The organism is Streptomyces sp. NBC_01506 (assembly GCF_045040295.1).
Lineage (GTDB): Bacteria > Actinomycetota > Actinomycetes > Streptomycetales > Streptomycetaceae > Streptomyces.
The window spans coordinates 7,059,704-7,075,020 of the sequence record NZ_CP109422.1 but is presented as its reverse complement, the minus strand read 5'-3'; the positions used below and the strand labels follow the sequence as shown (position 1 = coordinate 7,075,020).

The window sequence follows — 15,317 nt, the reverse complement described above, 5'->3', positions numbered from 1 at the left end:
TGAATGTGCCCCCATCCGACGCCGCCACGGCCACCACCGCCGTCACCACGCCCACCGCCCCCGGTCCCGCCCCCGGTCCCGCGGACCCCTCCCCCATCGACGTGGAGCAGGTCGAGGCCGCGCTCGTCGAGCACTACCAGCGGCTGGCGCGGCTCGCCTATCTCGTGCTGCCGCCGTCCCTGGGCCGTAACCGCCGCGTGCTGACCGCGCACGCGGTCGTCCAGCGTTCCCTGCCGCGCGGCCGTACGGCGGCGACGCGCGACGGCGGATACGCCTACGTACGCGGCCGGGTGCTGCGGCAGGCGCTCGACGCGGGGCGCACGCTGCGCCGCGCGGCGTGGCCCCGGCGCGCCCAACTGCCGCCGCTGCTGCCGCACGTGTGGGGACTGCGGCTGTTCCCGCGCTCGGGCGGCGCCGACGAACTCGCCCTCGACCGGCGCCTGTCGGCTCTCTCCGGGGGCGCCAGGGCCGCCTTCGTACTGAGAGGGCTGGAAAAGCTGTCCGACACGGAGGTACGCCGGCTGCTGACCGCCGCCGGGGTCGAGGACCCGCACGCGGCTCTCGCGGAGGCGGACGGTATCGGTACGAAGGACGTGGCGCTGCTGGAGTCCCCCGAGTTCGACCCCTGTTCGCTCCAGGCCCGCCCCACCGATCTGCTGCGGCGGCGCCAGCACGCGCGCGCGGCGGTCGCGGGCGTCGCCGCCGTGGCCGTCTGCGGCGCGCTCCTCGGGCTGCCCGGCGGCGGCTGGGGCGCCAACGGCGCCGCCGCGCCCGCGTACGCGCGCAACTCGGCGGCGGAGGCGGCCCTGGACCCGGCGAAGGTGCTGCGCGTCCCCGCGAACGCGTGGGAGACCTCCGCGCGTACCGACTTCTCCGTGTGGCCCACGCGCGGCGCGCTGGCCACCGACCGGCCGCTGCTGCGCAGGGCGCTGGCGGCCTGGGCGAGACCGGGCGCGTCGGTACAGGTCTCCTCGACACCGGGCACACCCGTGGGGCCGCCGATGGGACCGGCGCAGTTGCTGTACGCGGGCGAGGTCGACCAGGCGCGGGTGGTGCTGCTGTACGACGGGCTGCGGATCGCCCGGTACGCGGAACCTGGCACCGGCACCGGCCCGGTGGCGCTGGACTTCGCCCGCGTCGACGGGGCGGCGGCCGACACCGCGCCCGGCGCGGCCCCGGCCACGTACGCGCTGGTCGCCGGTCGCACGGACGGCAACGTGCGCTATCTGACGGCGCCCTGGGTGGCGGCCACGTCCGTACGAGACCTGCTCGACCCGACCGGCGACGCCCGGCCCCTGCGGCGCGGCGCGGACGGTGTGACGGACCCGCTGCCGGCGCCGGGCGCGAAGGGTGAGTGCGGGGCGTGGGATGTGCTGGAGGTGGCGGAGAAGGCGGCGGGCGGCGCCGACGCCAAGGCCGGAGCCGGGGCCGGAACCGGAGCCGTACGGCTGCTGTCCGATCTTGGCGAACTCGCGCCCGCGCGGCTGACGTCGGGCCCGCCGACCGCGCCCGCCGACGTGTCGGGCGACGCGGCGCGCGCCGCCTGGGCGCGTACGGCGTGTCTGCTGCCGGCGGTGCGTTCGCACGGTGTGCGCACCGTGAACTCCTGGCAGTACGCGAGCCAGCCCCTGCCCGAGTCCAACGGCGACGCGCGATGGGTGTGCACGCGCGCCGACACATGGCGCGGCACGGACAGCAGGGTGCTGGCGCAGTTCCAGGCACCATCGGCGAAGGCCGGGACACCGCCGCCGGGGGCGGTCGCGGCGCGGGCTTCGAGCACGGCGGCGTGCGGCGCGCGCGAGCCCCATGTACTGGCGGGCGTGCTGTGGAAGTCACGCGCCGGCCGGTGGTACGTGGTGGCGGCCGGCGGCGGCGAGTTCCGCTCCGTACGCGCGACCGGCGGCGTCACGGGCGACGCGCGGGGCGCACTGCTCGCGGTACCGGCGAAGCCCGGTGACCGCGCGGAGCTGGACGGGCTGCTGGCGGACGGCACCCGGGTGGGCGCGCTGCGGTGACGGGCGGGCCCGGTCGGTCGGTCCGTCGGTCCGTCGGTCGGTCGGTCGGTCGGTCGGTCGGTCAGGGCAGGAGCAGCCAGTCCGTGGCGAGCGTTCCCGCGAGGCCGAAGCCGAGCACCCAGGTGGCGAGGCGGGTGCGACCGTGCCTGCTGAGTTCGATGACGACACCGCACAGGATCATCGCGAACCCGTAGAGGCCGACGACGAGGACGGAGCTGCGGTTGGCGAGGCGTACGGCCAACAGGGCGGCCATGGTGACCAGAAGGACCGAGGCGACGACGACGCGGATGCGGCGGGCCTGGCGTGGGGTGAGGGCGTTGTCGTCGCCGTGGGCGTCGGGGGCGGGGGTGGGGGCGGGGGCGACGTCGGCCGCCAACTCCCCCTTGACCCCGGACTCCGGCTCCCTTTTGGCCCCGGATTCCGGCTTGGACTCCGGCTCGGATTCCGGCGATTCGGTGACCTCTTCCTGGTCAGATGCGCTCATGGTCGGCGAGCGTAACCGACAGGCTTCAGCCACCGACGGTTAGGCTGTTCATATGACGACCGTGGTCCGACGCAGAATGGGCGTCGAAGAGCGTCGCCGGCAACTGATCGGTGTGGCGCTGGAACTGTTCAGCCACCGCTCGCCCGATCACGTCTCCATCGATGAGATCGCGGCGGCGGCCGGCATCTCCCGGCCGCTGGTCTACCACTACTTCCCGGGCAAACAGTCGCTGTACGAGGCCGCGTTGCGGCGGGCCGCCGACGAACTGGCCGACCGTTTCGTCGAACCGCACGAAGGTCCGCTCGGCGCCCGGCTGCTGCGCGTCATGGCGCGCTTCTTCGACTTCGTGGACGAGCACGGCCCCGGCTTCTTCGCGCTGATGCGGGGCGGCCCCGCCGTGGGTTCGTCCACGGCCAACGCGATGATCGACGAGGTGCGGCAGGCCGCGTACGAGCAGATCCTGTCCCACCTCCGCGTCCAGTCACCGCCGCCCCGGCTCGAACTCGTCGTACGCTCCTGGGTGTCGCTCGCCGAGTCGACGGCGCTGCTGTGGCTGGACGGGCGCCGGATCCCGCGCGGCGAGCTGGAGCTGCAACTGGTGCACGACTTCGCCGCGTTGGCCGCGGTGAGCGCGGCGTACGACGACGAGATGGCGCGGATCCTGCTGCCGGTACTCGCCGACGAGCCGGCGGGCGGCCCGTTCGGCGATCTGACGGACCGCCTCACGGCCCTGGCGGCGACACTGCCGGTACCAGTACCAGTACCAGTACCAGTACCAGTACCGGTACCGCTACCGGCGCCGAGGCCGGGTCAGCCCGCCTCCCCGTAGACCACCGTCACTTCCTTGAAGCCGAGGGAGGTCAGCAGCCCCCGCAGCATGCTGGTGGTGTTCTTCTCGGCACGCTCGGTCAGTCCGCTGTCCTTCGCCGCGTCCTGGATGTGTCTGGTGGCGAGCTGAGTGACGGCGCGCTCGTCGGCCGGGTTGTCGGAGAAGAAGTCACCGAGCCGGTCGAGCAGTCCGCGCTGCTTGGAGACGGCGTACGACCGGTCGGCGTCGAGCGTGGCCCCGCCCAACCGCGCGTGCGGCAGCCGCAGTGTCGCGGTGGTGCGCTCCTTGTTGACCAGCACGTTCTTGTCGCCGATCCCGCCGAGGTCAACGTACGACCCCACGCTGCCCGCGCCCACGTACAGCGTGCGGCTGCCCTTGATGCTGTCAGGCAGGTACTTGGTGTCCTTCTCCAGATCGACCACGACCTGGAAGTTCCCGGACGCCGCCTGGTACCGGCTGAGATCCTGGATGGACTTGAGCAGTGTCGGCCCGGTGCGGTCCCGCGTCTCCTCGCCGAACACGTCGCCGAAGCCGGGCAGGAGATCGAGCCGGGCGCCGATCCCGAGCAGCACGACAAGCACCACGAGTGAGACGGGCAGTCTGATCCACCAGGGCGCGCTCGGCATACGTATCCCCCGGGTCCTGGTCCGGCCCTGAGGCTGTCGGGGGCTCTGTTCGGGGCCCGGTCGGGGACTCTGTTCAGGGTCTGGTTTCACGTCGGTGGACGTCATACCTAACGGGTTACCCGTCCAGCCGTGTTCACGCCAGGACAGGGTCGCAGCAAGTTCCACCAACTCGCCTGCAGGAAGGGAACGTTGGCCGTCAGGGCATCGGCCCGCGCAGGGCCCGTGCCAGATTCCGTACGCTGTCCTCCGACAGGCCCCGGCGGAATTCCCTCTCGTACGCCCGGTCACCCGCCGCCCCGCGCGCCCGGCGTTCGCATTCCGTGCGGACCGCCGCCAGTTCCGGGGTGCCGCGCTGGGGGTGGCCGACCATGTCCCAGTACGCCTGACCGGTGCCGTAGAGGCGGGCCGCCCGCGCGCCTTCGCCCTGGGCGGCGACCGCCGCCGCCAGCAGGTCGAGGCCGAGCGCGATGCCGAAGCTGTCGCGCAGTTGGTGTTTGCCGGCCAGCATCGAGCGGGCGTGTATCTCCGCCGCGTTCGGGTGGCCGCTCAGGAGGTGGACCAGCGAGAGCTGGTAGTCGGCGTACGAGCGGGTCCAGCACTCGCCGCGTGCCGCGCACTCCGCCCGGAGGGTGGCGGCCTCCGCCCCCGCCTCCTCGAGCCGGCCGAGACCGGTGAGGGCGAAGACGCGCACGAGGCGGCAGCGCAGCTCGGAGGCGTAGGAGAAGCCGTCGCCCCCGACGGCGCTCAGCATGCTGTCGGCGACCGTGTGGCCCGTCTGCGCGCCGCCGGTCATCAGTGAGGTGAGGCCGAGGAGGTACGCAGCCGAGAGCATGGACTCGGGGTCGTCGTCCCGCTGGGCGGCGGTGCCGCACTCTTCGCCGAAGCGGTAGGCCGCCTCGTGGTCGCCCTGGAGCATGACGGTCAGCCCCAGCGCCCACATGGCGCGGGTGCGGTCCGGGCCCGGCGTGTGGTCGGCGTCGAGCGTGCGCTCCAGATAGATCCTGGCCTCGTGGAGATGGCCGCAGCAGGTCCAGAAGAAGCCGACCCGGCCCGCCATCTCCAGCGCCGCCGCCGGGTCCGTGCCGAGCAAGTGGTCGAGGGCGGCGCACAGTTCGGAGTGGCTGTCGGCGATCCTGCCGTACCAGGCGACCTGGTCGCGGCCGAGCCAGCCGGCGTGCGCGCCTCGCACGAGCGCGGCGAAGTGCGTGGCGTGGCGGTCGGCGAGGGCGCGCTCCTCGCCGAGTTCGGCCAGCCACAGGGCGCCGTACTCGCGCAGTGTGTCAAGCATCCGGTAGGAGGTGCCGTCGCGGCGGATCACGGAGCGGTCGGCGAGCCCGGTGAGAGCGCGGGTGACGTCGTCGCCGGAGAGCGGCCCGCCGGCGCAGACGGCCCGCGCGTCGGCCTCCTCGATGTCGCCGCTGAACACGGCGAGTCTGGCCCACAGCAGCCTCTCCAGCGGCGCGCACAGTTCATGGCTCCAGCCGATGGCGGTGCGCAGGGCGCGGTGGCGCCGGGGCCGGGGGCTGTCGTCGGTGAGGACGTCGAGGCGGGAGGTGAGCCGGTCGGCGATCTCCTGGACGCTGTTCTCGCCGAGGCGCGCGCAGGCGAGTTCGAGGGCGAGCGGGATGCCTTCGAGGCGGCGGCAGATCTCCTGGGCCGCCGCCACGGTCGCCGGTTCGTCGAGGGAGATGCCGGGTACCGCCGTCGCGGCCCGCTCGCGGAACAGGGCGAGCGCCAGGCCCTTCTCGTCGCCGCCGGCCAGTGGCAGGGGTGGCACCTCGACGCGTTTCTCGCCCTGGGCGCCGAGCGGCTGTCGGCTGGTGGCGAGGACGGTGAGGCCGGGTGCGGCGCCGAGGAGGTCGGCGACGAGCTGGGCGCAGGCGCTCACGAGCCGTTCGCAGCAGTCGAGTACGAGCAGCAGCTCGCGGTCGGCGAGCCATTCGCTGAGCGCTTCGACGGGCATGCGCAGCGTGTGGTCGGAGAGTCCGACGGCGTCGGAGACGGTGACCAGGAGCAGCCGGTCGTCGGCGAGCGGCGACAGGTCGACCCACCACACGCCGTCGGGGAACGCCTCGGCGGCTCTGCCCGCCGCGCGCAGCGCGACTCTGCTCTTGCCTACGCCACCGGGGCCGGTGAGCGTGGTCAGCCGGTGTGTGCGTAACGCGCGTTCGACGGTGACCAGTTCGCTCGCGCGTCCGACGAAGCTGGTCGTCTCTTCGGGAAGGTGTCCCACCACGGGGACAGTCTGGCCCAGTCGGTGACCGGGGACCGGCCCCCGTGGTGAGAATCAGTCAAAAATGGGCGGGATCGGGCAGGTTGTGGGGCTCGTTGTCGGACACGTCGCCGAACCCCCGCCCGCTGCCGTTCCCTTCGCTCACCCGCCCGCCCGGAAGACCGCCACTGTCCGCGCCGGTACGGTGAAAGTGCCCGAACTCACCTCGTACGACGCCTTTTTGACCGTGGCGTCCGAGCCCGTCCCCTGCACCGGGTGCAGGTCGTACGCCCGGTCGGCGAGCGCGGCGACCCGCTGTCGCGCGCTGTCCGGTGTGGCGTTGAAGACCACCACCAGTTCGCCGAGGCGCATCGTGATGACTCCCGGTGTCTCGTCGGGGCCGGACAGCGGGAAGGACAGGGCGGACTGGACGGCGCCCGTGGAGGAGAGGCGGAAAACCGACTCCGTGGTACGGATTCTCAGCAGATCCTGGTACGCGGCCGAGGCGCCGGAGATTTCCGGGCAGCCGGGTGTGATGCCACGCGTCCCCAACAGGGGCTTGGCGTAGGGCCACTTGTCCGCGTTGTCGGCGGCGGGCGGCAGTCCGCGCCCGAAGCCGTTGCCGTCGCGGCAGTCCCAGTTGATCGCGTTGAACCAGTCGCCGCTGTCGTACGAGTTGCGGTCCAGCGACTTGGAGCGGAGCAGGTCCGTCCCCGCCTGGGACAGCGAAGGACCCTGGGTGAGCGTCGCCGTCGCCATGGCGAGCACCTGTGCCCTGGCCCGCTCGGCGGCCGGCGTGGCGCGCGGGAGCTTGAACGCCAGTGCGTCGTAGAGGCTTTCGTTGTCGTGCGCGTCCGCGTAGGCGAGCGCGTCGCCGGGCTCGGCGGCGTATCCGGCGGGCGCGCCGTTGTAGTCGACCTCGGAGCCCTTGACGGTGCGGCCCGCGCTGTCGGTGAAGGAGTAGTCGGCGAGATTGCCGGTGAGTCCGACCTTGATCAGGTCCTGGTAGTGCAGCAGCCTTGCCCGCTGCTCGGCCGAAGTGCCGTTCGAGTCGGAGGAGTTGGGGTCGGTGAACAGTCCGGACGCGAAGCCCTGGACCCCCGGGTCCTCGTCGAAGGGGCCGCCGCCGCGTACCGCGTCGCGCGCCCGGTCGGAGAAGGTCGCGATCCCGGTGCCCGCCATGTTCTGCTGCGTGGCCTGGACGAAGCGCGCGTCACCGGCGATCTCGCCGAAGTCCCAGCCCTCGCCGTAGAGGACGACCGCTTTCCCGTCGACGCCGTCCTTCGCGACGGTCAGCGCGTCCAACGCTTCGCGCACGGCAAGGATGTTGGCCTTGGGGTGATGTCCCATCAGATCGAAGCGGAAGCCGTCGACCTTGTACTGCTTGGCCCAGGTGACGATCGAGTCCACCACGATCTTGCCCATCATGGCGTTCTCGGGCGCGGTGTTGGCGCAGCAGGTGGACGTCGCCACGGTGCCGTCGTCCAGCAGCCGCTGGTAGTAGCCGGGCACGATCCGGTCCAGTACGGATTTCGGGTCCTGGCCGCTCGCCACGGTGTGGTTGTAGACGACGTCCATCACGGTCCGCAGCCCGCTGCCGTTGATGCCCTGCACCATCCGCCGGAACTCCACGGTGCGCTTCGTGCCTTCGGGGTCACTGGCGTACGAACCCTCGGGCACCGTGTAATGCAGCGGGTCGTAGCCCCAGTTGAAGCCGTCCTTCGCCGCCGCCTTCGCGACGCACGCCTGCTGCTCGTCGGAGTCGGGGGCGTACACGGACAGATCACAGGCCGGTTTCTGCTGGTCGGCGGAGTTCTCCGGGATGGTGCCGATGTCGAACGCGGGCAGCAGATGCACGTACGACGTTCCCGCGTCGGCCAGTTGGGCGAGGTGCTTCATGCCCTTCGATCCGGCGTCGGTGAAGGCCAGATAGCGGCCGGGGTGGTCCGAGGTGCGGTCCGCGATCGAGAAGTCGCGGATGTGCAGCTCCTGGATCTGCGCGTCGCGCATCGGTACGGCCGGCGGCTTCTTCAGGGTCGACCAGCCCTTGGGCGCGAGCTTCGGGTCGGTGAGGTCGACGGCGAGACTGCGGGCCGAGTCCGTGGTCAGGGCGGTGGAGTAGGGGTCGGTGACCTTGTTGATGACCATCTTCCCTACGCTCGGCGCCCAGACGTCGACCACATAGCGGTACGGCTTGCCGGTCCAGCTCCGGCTTCCCTCGACGGACCACACCCCACTGCGGTCGTCGCGCCGCATCGGCACGCTCCTGCCGTCGAGTTCGAGCGCGACCCGCCGGGCGGTGGGCGCCCACACCGACAGGGTGGGACTTCCCTTACGGAAGACGGGACCGAGCGAGGCGCGCGTCGCGTCGGCGCTGTACACGTCGTCCAGCACACCGGGGAGTTGTACGCCGGTCGCCTCCAACAGCGCCCCGTTCGCGGCCCGTTGAGTGGCGATGAGCTGGCCGCGCAGGGACTCCTTCACCCTGTCCCGGTCGCGCGGGTCGACGGTGAAGGCCGGATAGTCCTTCAGATGCGGGTATTTGGCCTTCTGCGCGTCGGTCAGCGTGCCCGGGGCGAGCCGCAGCCACTGCCCCTCCTTGGACAGCGCGCCGTTCTCGACGGTGATGCCGCCCTCGGGCGCGTACACGAGCTGCTGGCTGGTGGCCTCGGTGGCCTTCACCTTCCACACCACGGTGTCGCGGTCGATCCACTGCGCCTCGGCCTTGCCGAGATCCGGCGTGGGTACGGCGCCGGCGGTCGGCAGCAGATACGTCGGCCGGCCGCCGAGCAGCCAGACTTCGTTGCCGTACGTCGCGAGGTCGAGCGACTGGTCGGACGGCAGGTCCTTCTCGTCGCCCTTGTGCAGGATGTAGCTGAGCGACGTGGCGCCCTCGGCGAGCGGCACCTCGTACGTCACTCCGTACGCGTCCTGCTTGACCGGCGTCAGCGGCTTCGCCCAGTCGGTCGGGTCCTTGGCACCGGTCCAGGTGTGCAGACCCCAGCCGTCGTAGTCACCGTCGGCGCGCTGGTAGTGCAGGACGGCCTTGGTCTTGTCCTGCGGCGGGTAGGCGCCGTCGGGGGCCCGCTCGCTCTGGCCGTCGCCGCCCTGCTCGATCCAGACCTCGCCGGTCTTCGCGAGGTCGACGGTGCGCTCGGGTCCGTCCGTCGCGCCGTCCTTGACGACGGTGTACGGGACGGCCGCCGCGCCCTCGGTGACGTCGACCCACGCGAACGCGCCGTACGCGTCGCGCCCGGTGAACTGCGCTGTCTGGCCGCCGGATCTGAGCTGCCACCCCTCGTACTTCCCGTCCGGGCGCTTGTAGTGCACGATCGCGTGCTCGCGCTCGACGGCCGTGGGCGGCTCGGGCGTGGGGGTCTGTCCGGCGGTCGAGGAGGCGAGGTCCGAGGCGGTACGGCCCCGGCTGTCGACCACAACAGCCTTGTAGCGCAGGGGTGTTCCGGCCGCCACCTCGGCGTCCAGATACTGGGTGACCTTGTAGGGGGCGTGGTCGGCGCTGCCGAGGGTGCGCCACTTGCCGTTGCCGACCTGGGCGGCGAAGACGACCCGGTTGAGCTGTCCGCCGTCGACGTCGGCCGCGATCTCGAAGGTGCCGGTGGCACCGGCCTCGGGGGCCGTCAGGGTGATCGTGGGCTTGGCGGCGGGCGGCGCGAGCGGTTCGGCGGCCCGCAGGACGAGCGAGGACAGCGCCGGGACGGTGACCTTGATCTTCGCGTCGGCCCCGCTGCGTACGACGGCGCCCACGTCCGAACCGCCGTACAGGGTACGGAAGTCGGCGCGCGCCGACCCGGTCGGCACCTCCACGGTCTTCGGCGTCGCGGCGTTGTTCACGGCGACGACGTACTCGACCCGCTCGCGCGCGTCGGTGCGGGAGAACGCGTACACCGAGTCGGCCGCGTACCGCTGCGTCTGCACGCCGTCCCGCAGCGCCGGGTGCTGCTTAGTGAGCTTCGACAGCTCCGCGATGGACCGGTAGAGCGGGTGCGTGGGGTCGTACGCGTCGGTGGCGTGCGTCCGGTCGGTACCGAGCTGGTCGTCGTCCAGATAGTCGCCGGTCGTGGAGGCGAAGAGGCTCTGGCGGGCGTCCTTGTCGCCGCCGGGGCCGGTGAAGCCCTGCTCGTCGCCGTAGTAGATCACCGGGTTGCCGCGCGAGAAGAACATCAACTCGTTGGCGAGGCGGGCCCGTTCGATCAGCTCGGCGTCGCCGGCCGCCGGGTTGTCCTGCTTGAGGAAGGTGCCGATCCGGCCCATGTCATGGTTGCCGAGGAACGAGACCTGCTCGTAGGCGTTGGCCTTGTCGGTGGTGTAGCGGTAGTCCTCGCCGAAGACCTTGGCCAGTCGCTCGGCGGGCGCGCCCTGTGAGGCGTAGGCGCGCGCGGCGTCCTGGAAGGGGAAGTCGAGCGTGGAGTCGAGCCGCCCGCGCGTCACATACGGCGAGGTGACGGCCGTGTCGGCGGAGTAGACCTCGCCGAACATGAAGAAGTCGTCCCGGCCGCGCTTCGCGGCGTAGGCGTCGAGCGCGGTGGCCCACCGGGTCCAGAAGTCCAGGTCGACGTGTTTGACGGTGTCGATGCGGAAGCCGTCGATGTCGAAGTCACGGACCCACTTCTGATAGATCTCCGCCATCTGGTCGACCACTTCGGGCCGCTCGGTCCACAGATCGTCAAGACCGGAGAAGTCGCCGTACTCGGAACTCTCCCCGGCGAATGTCGAATCGCCCCGGTTGTGGTACATCGTCGGGTCGTTGAGCCAGGACGGGACCTTCTTCTCGCCGGCCTTCGGGGCGGGCGTGTACGGGAACGCGTCCGCGTCGACGCGGCCGACGCCCGCACGGTCGTCGAAGGGGCGGCCGTCCTGGTCGAGATACGGATAGGCGCCCTTGGGGCGGTAGTTGTACTTCTTCTCCGCGTAGTCGACGGTGTCGGCCGTGTGGTTGGTGATGACGTCGAAGAACACCTTCATGCCCTTGGCATGGGCCTTGTCGATCAGCGTCTCCAGCTCGGCGTTGGTGCCGAAGTGCGGGTCGACCTGCGTGAAGTCGGTGATCCAGTAACCGTGGTAGCCGGCCGACATGTCGTCGCCGGTGCCCTGTACCGGCTTGTTCTTGAAGATCGGCGCCATCCAGATGGCGGTGGTGCCGAGCCCCTTGATGTAGTCGAGCCGGTCCGTGATCCCCTTGAGGTCGCCGCCCTGGTAGAAGCCCTTGTCGGCGGGGTCGTAGCCGGTCCGGCTGCGCGAACCGGTCAGCCCGCCACGGTCGTTGGACCGGTCGCCGTTGGCGAAGCGGTCGGGCAGTACGAAGTAGAACTGATCGCGTGTCAGATCGTGCCGGGCGGGTTCGCCGGCGAGCCGGGCGTCCGACGGCGGGGCCGGGGGGCGGGCGGCGACGGCCGGCAGCGCGGGCACCAGGGCCGCGCACAGGGCGGCGGCCACGACAGCGACGGCCGTTCTTCGCGGCAGCGCGGGCAGGGGCAGGCGTATCACGCGGGGTCTCCTCGGGGTACGGGAAGAGGGCCGGCCCGGCGACATGCGTCGCCGGGGCGGCCGGATGGTGCGGGGGGTGCGGGGGTGCGGGAAGGCCGTCCAGAGGGACGATCAGCAGGTGCGGGCCCCGGTGTGCAGGGCGACCGCCGTGTTGACACCGAGCGTTGCCGTGAACTGACCCGAGCCGTTCACGCTCACGCCGTTGCCGCTCTGGACGTCGCAGTAGTTGCCGGCGGGCAGCGAGGTCTGGAAGGTGCGGCTGAGCGCGGAGCCGGTGTAGTTGATGGCCACGTACGCCTTCGAGCCGCGCCCGAAGGCGATCTGGTCGCCGCCGTTGTCCCACCAGTCGGTGACCGCCTGGCCGCGTGCCGCGTTGCGGAAGCCGACCATGGAGGAGATCTCGCGCCAGTCGTGCTGGCACTTCCAGCCGTCGGAGTAACAGGCGTTCACGGTGTCGCCGTTGGGCGGCCCGGCGTCGTGGTCGCTGAACTCGTAGCCGGAGTGCACGTCGGGCGAGCCGTACGGATACGCCAGCATGAAGACGTTGGCCAGCGTGTACGTCGCGCCGTTCTTGTAGTTGAGGGTGTCGCCGCCGCGCTCGGTGTCGTGGTTGTCCACGAAGACGGCGGACCTGCCGCTCTCCATGAAGCCCCAGCCCTCGCCGAAGTTCTTCAGATAGGCCAGGTTCTCGTTGTTGAAGACCTGCTTGAGGCTTCGGCCGTAACGGAATTCCTGTACGTCTCCGTTGCCCAGGTACTCGCTCGGCGACACGGCCTCGCCGCCGCCGTAGATGGCCTCCTGCTTCCAGTACACGCCCGGATTGCTCAGCCTGGACTTGATGTTGGCGAGATCCCCGGCCGGCATGTGCTTGGCGGCGTCGATCCGGAAGCCGTCCACGCCGAGCGAGAGGAGGTCGTTGAGGTACGTGGCTATTCGGCCGCGTACGTAGTCCTCACCGGTGTCGAGGTCGGCGAGGCCGACGAGTTCGCAGTTCTGCACGTTGCCGCGGTCGCCGTAGTTGCTGATCTGCGAGCGGCAGTCGTCCATGTCGGCGCCCGAATAGATGCCGGGATACTCGTACTTGGCGTACGAGGTGCCGCCGGTGCCCGTGCCGTTGCCCGCCGACATGTGGTTGATGACGGCGTCGGCGACGACCTTGACCCCGGCGGCGTGACAGGTGTTGACCATGCGCTGGAAGGCGGCGCGGTCACCGAGGCGGCCGGCGATCTTGTAGCTGACGGGCTGGTAGGAGGTCCACCACTGGCCGCCCTGGATGTGCTCCTGAGGCGGGGACACCTGGACGTAGCCGTATCCGTCGGGGCCGAGGCTGTCGGTACACGCCTTGGCCACCGAGTCGAACCGCCACTCGAACAGGACGGCGGTGACGTCCTTCTCACCGGGCGGCGCCGCCTGGGCGGGGCTGCCGGGCGCGACGAGAACCGCCGCGCCTGCCATCAGGGCGAGCGCGAGGGCGGGGGCTCTGCGGGCCATGTTTCCTCCTGTGTGGGGGGAGGTGCGGGGGTGACGGAAGAGACCTCGCACGGCAACGCGCCCTGCCCTCAAGGCTCTTGAATGTTCTTGCTGCAAGAAAGCAAAACCTTGCCGCGCCCAGACCGTACGAGCCCCGTCGTTCCCGGTCAACCCTCTGGACATGACGGGGTAACACCGGGGAAACGTCAGGATCGTTGACCTGCAACTGCTTTCGCAAAAAATTGCCGCGAGGTACGTTCACCCCACCCGCGGCCCGCCCAACCCACGCCGGACGGCTCCTAGTGCTGCCGTTCGCGCTGGTGGGCGTGGAAGCGCGCTTTCTTCTGCCGATTCCCGCACGTGTTCATGTCGCACCATCTGCGGGTGCGACTCCGGCTGGTGTCGAAGAAGGCGGCACGGCACGTCGGCGACGCACACAGGGCCAGCCTTCCGTCCCGTTCGCCCGCGATGACACCGATCGCGTCGGCGGCGATCACGCTCAGGGCATCTTCCACGCGGGAAGCCGAGCCGAGCAGCCATCGCCGCTCACCCTCGGGCGTCAGAACAGCCGCCGCCCGGCCCTGAGCGCTGCGGTCATTGATGACGTTGACAGCGGACGCGGGGAGAGCGTCCCCGATCGCCGCCGCTGTCGCGACGGCGTGAATCGACTCCCGCAACTCCCGGGCGAGGTCGAGCTGGGCTTCCGTGCAGGAGTCCACGGCGAGGCCGTACACCGCCAGCCAGTCGATGAGCCGGTGCGGCACGGGAATGCGCTCCACAGCGTTGCCGTGCCGCTCCGACAGAGTCCCCGTGAAGCTCGTCGCCAGCACGGTACCGAGGCGGAAGTCGGGGAACTCAGCAGGCATGGAACCACCATAGCTGGTTGCATGCCGACAGACGGCGTAGTAGAACCGTCTTAGCCGGTTCGCCCCAGCTCGCGGCCGGTTCCACGACGGCCAGGAGGTCTCATGCCCCGCCCCACCAGCGACGTAGAAGCGTTCGAAGCCCACGCGACCGACGCCGATCTCGACGGTCTGCGCGCGCGACTGGCCGCGGCGCGGCTGCCGGAGGCCGAGACGGTCCGCCGCGCCGCGCCCGGCCCTCGCCGATGGGAACAGGGCGTTCCGCTCGCCGACCTCGTGGACGTCGTGGACTACTGGCGCACCGGGTACGACTGGCGGTCGTTCGAAGCGCGCCTCAACCGGATCGGCCAGTTCCGCACGACCATCGACGATCTGGGAATCCACTTCCTGCACCGCCGGTCCGCGCGCGCGGATGCCACTCCTGTGCTCCTGACGCACGGCTGGCCGGGCAGCGTCGCCGAGTTCATCGATGTCGTGGACGAGCTGGCGGATCCGAAGGACGCGGCCGCGCCGGCGTTCCACGTCGTGGTCCCGTCGCTGCCGGGATTCGGCTACAGCGACAAGCCGGCCACCACCGGGTGGGGAATCGAGAAGATCGCGGCCGCGTGGGTGGAGCTGATGGGAAGGCTCGGCTACGGCGAGTTCACGGCCCACGGCGGCGACTGGGGAGGTGTGATAACCACGGTCCTCGGCGGCAGGTTCCCCGCGCACGTTCTCGGCATCCACACGACGCTCGCGCAGGCACCACCCGGGCTGACGACGGACGGGCTGACGGCGGCCGAGCGCGAGTGGGCCGAGGAGACCCGCGATTTCTGGAGCCACCGCGCGGCGTACGCGAAGCAGCAGGCGACCCGGCCGCAGACCATCGGCTACTCGCTCGTCGACTCACCGGTCGGGCTTCTCGCCTGGATCCTCGACAAGTTCGCCGAGTGGTCGGACACCGAGGACAGCCCGTTCGAGAGGATTTCCAGGGACCGCGTTCTTGACGACGTCACGCTGTACTGGCTGACGCGGACCGGAGCGTCGTCCGCCCGCATCTACTACGAAAGCCACCACTCGCTCGATCCCGAACTGCGGGTCGACGTCCCGTCAGCCATCAGCATGTACCCCCGCGACATCGAGAAATGTCCGCGCCCCTGGGCACAGGAGCGGTACCGGCGGATCGTCCGGTGGAGGTCGCCCGAGACCGGGGGCCATTTCCCGTCGCTGGAGGTTCCCGACTATTTCGTCAAGGATCTGCGAGAGGGCCTCGCGGCCGTGCTGGCCGCCCGCCGGTGAACGCGGCTCGGCGAGGACGGCGAGCGGCGGGCGGC

Annotated in this window: 8 protein-coding genes and 1 pseudogene; 3 read left to right on the top strand and 6 right to left on the bottom strand. The window is 71.0% G+C overall.

Features of this window, described 5'->3' with window-relative positions; genetic code table 11:
- Positions 1 to 5: 5 nt before the first annotated feature.
- Complete coding sequence (locus OG329_RS31805) at positions 6 to 2,015, top strand: hypothetical protein (protein WP_405799829.1); 2,010 nt, start codon at positions 6 to 8, stop codon at positions 2,013 to 2,015.
- A gap of 61 nt (positions 2,016 to 2,076) precedes the next feature.
- Here OG329_RS31805 and OG329_RS31800 read toward each other — a convergent pair whose 3' ends face one another.
- Positions 2,077 to 2,499: a hypothetical protein gene (locus OG329_RS31800; RefSeq protein WP_405799828.1), complete on the bottom strand. Its 423-nt coding sequence runs from the start codon at positions 2,497 to 2,499 to the stop codon at positions 2,077 to 2,079.
- 52 nt (positions 2,500 to 2,551) lie between these two features.
- Between OG329_RS31800 and OG329_RS31795 the strand changes: the two genes are divergently transcribed.
- Entirely contained in the window at positions 2,552 to 3,328 is a 777-nt protein-coding gene (locus OG329_RS31795) for a TetR/AcrR family transcriptional regulator (RefSeq protein WP_405799827.1), read from the top strand.
- Here OG329_RS31795 and OG329_RS31790 read toward each other — a convergent pair.
- From OG329_RS31790 to OG329_RS31770, 5 genes and pseudogenes are all read right to left on the bottom strand, one after another.
- On the bottom strand, positions 3,310 to 3,954 hold the full coding sequence (locus OG329_RS31790; protein WP_405799826.1) for a DUF4230 domain-containing protein: 645 nt from the start codon (positions 3,952 to 3,954) through the stop codon (positions 3,310 to 3,312). The two genes, OG329_RS31795 and OG329_RS31790, sit on opposite strands and share 19 nt — an antisense overlap.
- Before the next feature lie 196 nt (positions 3,955 to 4,150).
- Positions 4,151 to 6,187, bottom strand: a complete 2,037-nt coding sequence (locus tag OG329_RS31785) for an ATP-binding protein (RefSeq protein ID WP_405802129.1) — start codon at positions 6,185 to 6,187, stop codon at positions 4,151 to 4,153.
- A gap of 141 nt (positions 6,188 to 6,328) precedes the next feature.
- Complete coding sequence (gene pulA / locus OG329_RS31780; RefSeq protein WP_405802128.1) at positions 6,329 to 11,620, bottom strand: pullulanase-type alpha-1,6-glucosidase; 5,292 nt, start codon at positions 11,618 to 11,620, stop codon at positions 6,329 to 6,331.
- Positions 11,621 to 11,785: 165 nt separating this feature from the next.
- Positions 11,786 to 13,162: pseudogene (locus OG329_RS31775) on the bottom strand (alpha-amylase family protein); the annotation flags it as partial.
- A 278-nt stretch (positions 13,163 to 13,440) separates the two neighbouring features.
- Positions 13,441 to 14,007 (bottom strand): CGNR zinc finger domain-containing protein, encoded by a 567-nt coding sequence (locus OG329_RS31770; RefSeq protein WP_405799825.1) that lies wholly within the window; start codon positions 14,005 to 14,007, stop codon positions 13,441 to 13,443.
- A gap of 102 nt (positions 14,008 to 14,109) precedes the next feature.
- Here OG329_RS31770 and OG329_RS31765 point away from each other — a divergent pair, with 102 nt between their 5' ends.
- The gene (locus tag OG329_RS31765) at positions 14,110 to 15,282 is read left to right on the top strand and encodes an epoxide hydrolase (RefSeq protein WP_405799824.1); all 1,173 of its coding nucleotides are present in this window, start codon (positions 14,110 to 14,112) and stop codon (positions 15,280 to 15,282) included.
- Positions 15,283 to 15,317: the final 35 nt, after the last annotated feature.